The 8,152-nt window shown below is 57.5% G+C and carries 5 protein-coding genes and 1 rRNA gene; 3 read left to right on the forward strand and 3 right to left on the reverse strand.

What is annotated here, in order from left to right:
• Nucleotides 1–9 precede the first annotated feature (9 nt).
• Both ACSBQS_RS16655 and gltP read right to left on the reverse strand, forming a co-directional pair.
• Complete coding sequence (locus ACSBQS_RS16655; protein ID WP_197666981.1) at nucleotides 10–1,353, reverse strand: condensation domain-containing protein; 1,344 nt, start codon at nucleotides 1,351–1,353, stop codon at nucleotides 10–12.
• Between the two features lie 275 nt (nucleotides 1,354–1,628).
• The gene (gene gltP, locus ACSBQS_RS16660) at nucleotides 1,629–2,945 is read right to left on the reverse strand and encodes a glutamate/aspartate:proton symporter GltP (protein WP_033641576.1); all 1,317 of its coding nucleotides are present in this window, start codon (nucleotides 2,943–2,945) and stop codon (nucleotides 1,629–1,631) included.
• A 901-nt stretch (nucleotides 2,946–3,846) separates the two neighbouring features.
• Here gltP and acs point away from each other — a divergent pair.
• The 3 genes from acs to actP all read left to right on the forward strand — a co-directional run bounded on the left by acs (nucleotide 3,847) and on the right by actP (nucleotide 7,857).
• Nucleotides 3,847–5,805 (forward strand): acetate--CoA ligase, encoded by a 1,959-nt coding sequence (gene acs, locus ACSBQS_RS16665; protein ID WP_033652607.1) that lies wholly within the window; start codon nucleotides 3,847–3,849, stop codon nucleotides 5,803–5,805.
• Nucleotides 5,806–5,896: 91 nt separating this feature from the next.
• Nucleotides 5,897–6,208 carry a DUF485 domain-containing protein gene (locus ACSBQS_RS16670; protein WP_004930047.1) on the forward strand — a complete coding sequence of 104 codons (312 nt, stop codon included), beginning with the start codon at nucleotides 5,897–5,899 and terminating at the stop codon, nucleotides 6,206–6,208.
• The gene (gene actP / locus ACSBQS_RS16675; RefSeq protein WP_004930048.1) at nucleotides 6,205–7,857 is read left to right on the forward strand and encodes a cation/acetate symporter ActP; all 1,653 of its coding nucleotides are present in this window, start codon (nucleotides 6,205–6,207) and stop codon (nucleotides 7,855–7,857) included. Before ACSBQS_RS16670 ends, actP begins: the two co-directional genes overlap by 4 nt.
• Nucleotides 7,858–8,035: 178 nt before the next feature.
• Here actP and rrf read toward each other — a convergent pair.
• Nucleotides 8,036–8,151 (reverse strand): 5S ribosomal RNA (rrf, locus tag ACSBQS_RS16680).
• Nucleotide 8,152: the final 1 nt, after the last annotated feature.

Here is an 8,152-nt window from a genome sequence, read left to right on the forward strand (position 1 = left end):
CGCAGGTTATCAGGCGGGCAATGCCGTCAGGGCCGCGAGCGGTTGCTCCCAGGCTTCCCGCTGCAGCGCGCGCAGCAGAAATTCTTGCAGCGCCTCGCCATAGTCCAGCGCATCCTCCGTCGGGAACTGTTCCAGATAAATATCGATATCCACCTGCAGATCGCGGGCGTCGGTGCGGCCGCGATACGTCAGGTTGAAACCGTCGCCCGAGCCGCCGGCCAATACGCGCCGTGCGCCGCGACAGCCGACAAAACGGGGCGCATCGAAGGGTTGCACGTTGATGAAGGGAGAAATAAAGAAGCGCGAGTTCGGATCCACGCCGCGATCGGCGGCCAGTTGGCGCAGACGATAGCCGGCGTGGCTGCGCAGCTCGCGCAGCTGCTGCGTCAGGGTGGTCAGAAAGCTCCCCAGCGTCTCCATTGGCGACGGCGATACCAGCAGCGGCAAGGTATTAACCGCCAGCGAAGGGACGTTGGTGGCGGCTTGCCCGCGGCGATTCATTGCCGGCATCCACATCGGCAACGCATCGCCCTGCCGGGCGTGGCGCGGTATGACCTGAAACAGCCAGGCCGCCGACAGCGCCACCAGCAAGTCGGGCCAATTGATGCCACTGCGTTCCGACTGCTGCGCCAGACGTTGCGCGACTTCTGTCGGCAACCGACGGTTGACGCTCAGGCGTCGCACGCCATACTCCCCGCCGCCCTTACGCACCGTCGGCAGCGCCTGCGACGGCGGCAGATAGGCCTGCCAAAAGCGCCGATCGCGCTCGCAGCGTTCAGAATCGACGTAGGCCAACTCGGCCTGTTGAAAGGGGGCGAAAGCACCCAAAGGGATGCCCGCGCTCCCCTGGCCGAGGTAGTGCGCATAGAGCGCGGCGCAGCGGTGTTCGATTAGCGCCATGCCGAAACCGTCGACCAGAATATGGTGCGCACGCACGTACCAGAGGTAACGCTCCGGTCCCAGCTTCAGCAGCCAGGCGGCGGCTAACGGTTCGCGGTGCAACGCCCGGTGCTGCGCGATATCCTCGTGCATCAGGCTTTGCGCCGCCTGCCAGGGATCGCGATGCGTTTGCAGATCGATACGTTGCAATGACGGTATGCGCTGTGGCTCGTGCCGTAGCGGCGGAGGATGGTCGCCACGCCGTTCGCCAAAGCGCAGGGCAAACGCCTGCGTCTCGGCGAGGGTGGCGGCGATCGCCCGGCAGAGCGCCGCTTCCTCTATTGCGCCGCACAGTTCGGTGCAATGGGCGACGGTGGATAAGGTCTGCCCAGGGTGCAAGGTGTATTCTTCCCAGAAATCAAGCTGCGCTGGCGCCAGCGGCAACCATTCAGAGGCCAAAGCGGTGTCCGACATGTTACCTACCTTTGATAAGCCTGAATAAAAGCGCCGAACGGGCGATACCCCGCCATTCAACGGCTTTTGTGTGTCTCCATACATCATCAAATGAAAATGATAATAACATCTATTATCATTTCCAATAATTTGGTAACACTTTAGATTCTGTTAAGCGGGGATGCAAGCGACGCAGTGGGGGCAGAGAAAAGAAAGTGGCAGGCTGAAAGGGCATAAAAACAAATCGCCCCGGGCACGGATGCCCGGGGCGTTTTTCATATCCCGCTAGCCGGTGATTAGCCTTGATTGGCCGGCTTCACCTTCTGCGCCAGGAACTCCGTTTCGTAGGCCAGCGCCTTCTTGCGATCGAACTGGTGCTCCCACTTGGCGATAACCAGTACCGCCAGCGCGTTGCCCACGACGTTCAGCGCGGTGCGCGCCATATCCAGGATACGGTCCACGCCGGCGATAAACGCCAGACCTTCCAGCGGAATGCCGACGCTGCCCAACGTCGCCAGCAGCACCACGAACGAGACGCCCGGCACGCCGGCGATCCCTTTCGAGGTCACCATCAGCGTCAGCACCAGCACGATCTCCTGCCCCAACGACAGCTCGATGCCGTACAGCTGGGCGATAAAGATGGCGGCGATGCTCTGGTACAGCGTCGAACCATCCAAATTAAAGGAGTAACCGGTCGGCACCACGAAACTGGTGATCGACTTGGGCGCGCCGTAAGCCTCCATCTTTTCGATGATGCGCGGCAGCACCGTTTCCGAACTGGCGGTGGAATAAGCCAGGATCAGTTCGTCTTTCAGGATGCGGATCAGCGTCCAGATGCGCAGGTTGCACAGCCGAGCGACCGCCCCCAGCACCACCAGGGCGAAGAACGCGATGGCGAAGTACACCAGCACCACCAGCTTGGCCAACGGCAGCAGCGAAGCGAAACCGAAGTTCGCCACCGTGACCGAAATCAGACCAAACACCCCGATCGGCGCATAGCGCATGATCATGTGGGTGACTTTGAACATGCTCTCGGACACGGCTTTGAAGACCTTCAGCAGCGGCTCTTTGGTCTCTTTCGGCAACGACGACAGCCCCAGACCGAACAGCACCGAGAAGAAGATAATCGGCAGCATGTCGCCCTTGGCCATCGACGAGAAGACGTTCGACGGGATCAGCGACAGAATGGTCGCCACCAGGCTGTGCGAACCGCTTTGCACCTGTTCGGTGGTTTTCTCATACTGCGAAATGTCCACCGTGGTCAGCGTCGACATATCGATGCCGTGGCCCGGTTGGAAGACGTTGGCCAAGGTGAGCCCCACCACGATGGCGATCGTGGTGATCACTTCGAAGTAAATAATGGTTTTCAATCCGATGCGGCCCAGCTTTTTCGCATCCCCCACGCCGGCAATACCGACGATCAGCGTGGAAATAACGATCGGCACCACAATCATCTTAATCAGACGAATAAAGATATCACCCGCCGGGCTGAGAATATTGCTCACCAGCCACTCACGAGATTCGGTCTGGTTGTGCAATACCGCGCCAACAATAATACCCAGCACCAACGCGATCAGGATTTGCCAAGCCAGGCTAATTTTTACACTTTTCATACCCAAAAAGTCCTCAAAGACTCTTTGCGCCGTACAAAGTCGCAACACGGCGAAAAGAATACTTAATCATTTATTACAGGCTTATGTTAATTCAGTGGAAGCGTTCACCTGCCCTGGGTGCGACGCAGTATAAATCTGTATCATCCGGGCGGCATGCTCTGCAAGCCTTGATTTGTCAGGGTTGAGCGCTGAATCGAATCACAAAAAATTCGCGCAACTATTTCAAATGGCATAATTGCTTGTTATTAAAAACATAATTTTTCATATAATGAAGCACATAACCGCGCCGGCGACGTTTTTTTGAACGCGATTAAAATGCGTTATTTTTCGTCCATTCTGCATATTTAGTCCGCATCAAATGTTTATATTTTGTTACTCAAAAGTCAAATAAATGGGAATTGGCCGAGTGACATTTTCACCCATAAATGCAGCGCCGTTTTATATTCAGATTAAAAATCGAACAATTCAGCATGATGAATGCCACACGGTATTTCCCGAGTTTTCATCAGGAATTAAGCGTTAATAGAACGTTATTTCACGATGTGCCGTCCATCGTTATATCGCGTTAATACCAACTTCGAATATTAATAGCGAAAAATAATCAAAAAAGATTTATAGCGCGAAATAATGTCGGTCTCTCCCCCCCTTATTAAGCACGAGGCAAACACCCTCGCCTTTGTTTATTCTTTTTTGTTCTTTAGATAAGTGTTTTTGGCTAAAAAAGCGGGTTTATGATGATTTAAACGCCAAATAGATAGATACGTACTGCAAATACGACAGAACTATTACAAATCAATATCTTTGTTGCGTGATCTGCCGCGCAAAAAAGAAACAAAGAATCGTAGCAAACTATACTTAACCTTCAGTTGACATATCATTAACAACTTCAAGGAGAAAAGCTATGAGCCAACTGCATAAACACGCTATTCCTTCTGCAATTGCAGAACGCGCCCTGATTAATCCGGCACAATACCAACAGTATTATCAACAGTCGGTTCAAGACCCAGAAGCTTTCTGGGGTGAGCATGGCAAAATCCTGGACTGGATCAAACCCTATACCAAAGTCAAAAACACCTCGTTCGATCCGGGCCACGTCAGCATCCGTTGGTTTGAAGACGGCACGTTGAACCTGGCAGCCAACTGCCTGGACCGTCATTTGGCCGAGCGCGGCGACCAGACCGCCATTATCTGGGAAGGCGATGACCCGACCCAATCCAAGAAAGTGACCTACAAACAGCTGCACCATGATGTCTGCCAATTCGCCAACGTGCTGAAAAAGCTCGGCGTGAAAAAAGGCGACGTGGTGGCTATCTATATGCCGATGGTGCCGGAAGCGGCGGTCGCGATGCTGGCCTGCGCCCGCATCGGCGCCGTACATTCGGTGATCTTCGGCGGCTTCTCACCGGAAGCGGTCGCCGGGCGCATTATCGACTCCAACGCCAAACTGGTGATCACCGCCGATGAAGGCCTGCGCGCCGGCCGCGCCGTGCCGCTGAAAAAGAACGTCGACGATGCGCTGAAAAACCCCGGCGTGGTCAGCGTGGCCAACGTCGTGGTGTTCCAGCGCACCGGCAAACCGGGTTACTGGCAGGAAGGGCGCGATCTGTGGTGGCATGAGCTGACCCAGGGCGTTTCCGCCGATTGCCCGCCGGAAGAAGTGAACGCCGAAGATCCGCTGTTTATCCTGTACACCTCCGGCTCGACCGGCAAGCCAAAAGGCGTGCTGCACACCACTGGCGGCTACCTGGTGTACGCCGCGATGACCTTTAAGTATGTGTTCGACTATCACGACGGCGACATTTACTGGTGCACCGCCGACGTGGGCTGGGTCACCGGTCACAGCTATCTGCTGTACGGCCCGCTGGCCTGCGGCGCCACCACGCTGATGTTCGAAGGCGTACCTAACTATCCGGGCGTCAATCGTCTGTCGCAGGTGATAGACAAACACCAGGTCAACATTCTGTATACCGCGCCGACCGCCATTCGTGCCCTGATGGCCGAAGGCGACAAGGCGATCGAAGGCACCCGGCGCGATTCGCTGCGCATCATGGGCTCGGTCGGCGAACCGATCAACCCGGAAGCCTGGGAGTGGTACTACAACAAGATAGGCAACGCCAAATGCCCGATCGTCGACACCTGGTGGCAAACTGAAACCGGCGGCTTCATGATTACCCCGCTGCCGGGCGCCACCGAGCTGAAGGCCGGTTCCGCCACGCGGCCTTTCTTCGGCGTACAGCCGGCGCTGGTCGATAATGTCGGCACGCCGCAGGAAGGCGCCTGCGAAGGCAACCTGGTGATCGTCGATTCCTGGCCGGGCCAGGCGCGCACCCTGTTCGGCGATCATGACCGCTTCGAGCAAACCTACTTCTCGACCTTCAAAGGCATGTATTTCAGCGGCGACGGCGCCCGCCGCGACGAGGACGGTTACTACTGGATCACCGGCCGCGTCGATGACGTGCTGAACGTCTCCGGCCACCGTTTGGGCACCGCCGAGATCGAGTCCGCGCTGGTATCTCACCCGAAAATCGCCGAAGCGGCGGTGGTCGGCATTCCTCATAACATCAAAGGCCAGGCGATCTACGCCTATATCACGCTGAACCACGGCGAAGAACCGACGCCGGAGCTCTATGCCGAAGTGCGCAACTGGGTGCGCAAAGAGATAGGGCCGATCGCCACGCCGGACGTGCTGCACTGGACAGACTCGCTGCCCAAAACGCGCTCCGGCAAGATCATGCGGCGTATCCTGCGCAAAATTGCCGCCGGCGACACCAGCAACCTGGGGGATACCTCCACGCTGGCGGATCCGGCTGTAGTCGACAAGCTGTTGGAAGAAAAACAATCAATGAAAGTGCCGTCATAATTTACGCCGCTTCAGGCCGCTCATTCGGATAACGCGCCGTTGAGCGGCCCTGGCGCGGCGTACTCTATCAATACCTACTGGAGACACTCTGATGAATGACACCATTTATCAAGGGATTGAAGAAAACCCGCGCTTTAAAGAGCTGGTGAGAAAACGCGGCCGGTTCGCCTGGCTGCTTTCGCTGATTACGCTGGCGCTGTACGTCGGCTTCATTTTGTTGATCGCCTTCGATCCCCAATGGCTCGGCACGCCGATCGCCGCCGGATCGACCATTACCCGCGGGATCCCGGTCGGCGTCGGGCTGATCGTGATCTCTTTCGTCTTGACCGGGATCTATGTGTTCCGCGCCAACGGCGAATTCGATCGCCTCACCGCAGAGATTCTGCGCGAGGTGAAACAATGAAGCGCTTATTGTCCGCCGCCGCGCTGCTGTTGCTGCCGGGCCTGGCCTGCGCCGACGCCATTGGCGGCGAGGTGCATCGTCAGCCGCTGAACATCCAGGCGATCGTGATGTTTATCCTGTTTGTCGGCGCCACGCTCTACATCACCTATTGGGCCTCCAAACGCACCCGTTCCCGTCAGGACTACTACACTGCGGGCGGGCGCATCACCGGTCTGCAAAACGGGCTGGCGATCGCCGGCGACTTCATGTCCGCCGCCTCGTTCCTCGGCATCTCCGCACTGGTCTATACCTCGGGCTATGACGGCCTGATCTACTCCATCGGCTTCCTCATCGGCTGGCCGATCATTCTGTTCCTGATCGCGGAACGCCTGCGCAATCTCGGCCGCTATACCTTCGCCGATGTCGCCTCTTACCGTCTGCAGCAGAAACCGATCCGCACCCTCTCGGCCTGCGGCTCGTTGGTGGTGGTGGCGTTGTATCTGATCGCGCAGATGGTCGGCGCCGGCAAGCTGATCCAGCTGCTGTTCGGGCTCAACTACCATGTGGCGGTGATCCTGGTCGGCATCCTGATGGTACTGTACGTGCTGTTCGGCGGCATGCTGGCCACCACCTGGGTGCAGATCATCAAAGCGGTGCTGCTGTTGGCCGGCGCCAGCTTTATGGCGCTGATGGTGATGAAGTCGGTTAACTTCGACTTCAATACCCTGTTCGCCGAAGCGGTGAAGGTGCATCCGAAAGGCATCGCCATCATGAGCCCCGGCGGGCTGGTGTCCGATCCGATTTCCGCGCTGTCGCTTGGCCTGGCGCTGATGTTCGGCACCGCCGGTCTGCCGCACATCTTGATGCGTTTCTTCACCGTGAGTGACGCCAAGGAAGCGCGCAAGAGCGTGTTCTACGCCACCGGCTTTATCGGTTACTTCTATATTCTGACCTTTATCATCGGCTTCGGCGCCATCTTGCTGGTCAGCGCCAATCCGGCGTTCAAAGACGCCACCGGCGCGCTGCTGGGCGGCACCAACATGGCGGCGGTGCATCTGGCCAATGCCGTTGGCGGCAACTTCTTCCTCGGCTTTATCTCGGCGGTGGCGTTCGCCACCATTCTGGCGGTGGTGGCGGGCCTGACGCTGGCCGGCGCCTCGGCCGTGTCCCACGATCTGTACGCCAGCGTGATTAAAAACGGCAAGGCGACCGAGCGCGATGAGCTGAAGGTCTCCAAGATCACCGTCGTGGTATTAGGCCTGGTCGCCATTGCCCTGGGGATTTTGTTCGAGAAGCAGAATATCGCCTTTATGGTCGGGCTGGCGTTCTCCATCGCCGCCAGCTGTAACTTCCCTATCATCATCCTGTCGATGTACTGGTCGCGTTTGACGACCCGCGGCGCGATGATTGGCGGCTGGTTAGGCCTGCTGACAGCGGTGATTCTGATGATCCTCGGCCCGACGATCTGGGTGCAGATCCTCGGCCATGAGAAACCGATTTACCCGTACGAATACCCGGCGCTGTTCTCGATGATCGTGGCCTTTGTCGGCACCTGGCTGTTCTCGATCACCGACAGCTCGCTGGCCGGGCAGCAAGAGCGGGAACGCTTCCGGGCGCAGTTTGTTCGTTCGCAAACCGGGCTGGGTATTTCTCAGGGCAGCTCGCATTGACCGAATAATAAGTGAAAAAAGCAAACACACCCTAATCAAAGGCCCTTCGGGGCCTTTTCTCTGGCTCGCTGACGGAGAATAAGGAGGGGAAAGCAGCGCAGCGTAGCTGCGCTTTTTTACGTTTTACGCACAGCAAAAAGCCCTGAACGTCAGTTCAGGGCTTTCGGCTTTATTTGATGCCTGGCAGTGTCCTACTCTCGCATGGGGAGACCCCACACTACCATCGGCGCTACGGCGTTTCACTTCTGAGTTCGGCATGGGGTCAGGTGGGACCACCGCGCTATTGCCGCCAGGC

The sequence above is a fragment of the Serratia sp. H402Y genome (assembly GCF_051172415.1).
In the GTDB taxonomy this organism is placed as follows: Bacteria; Pseudomonadota; Gammaproteobacteria; order Enterobacterales; family Enterobacteriaceae; genus Serratia; species Serratia ureilytica.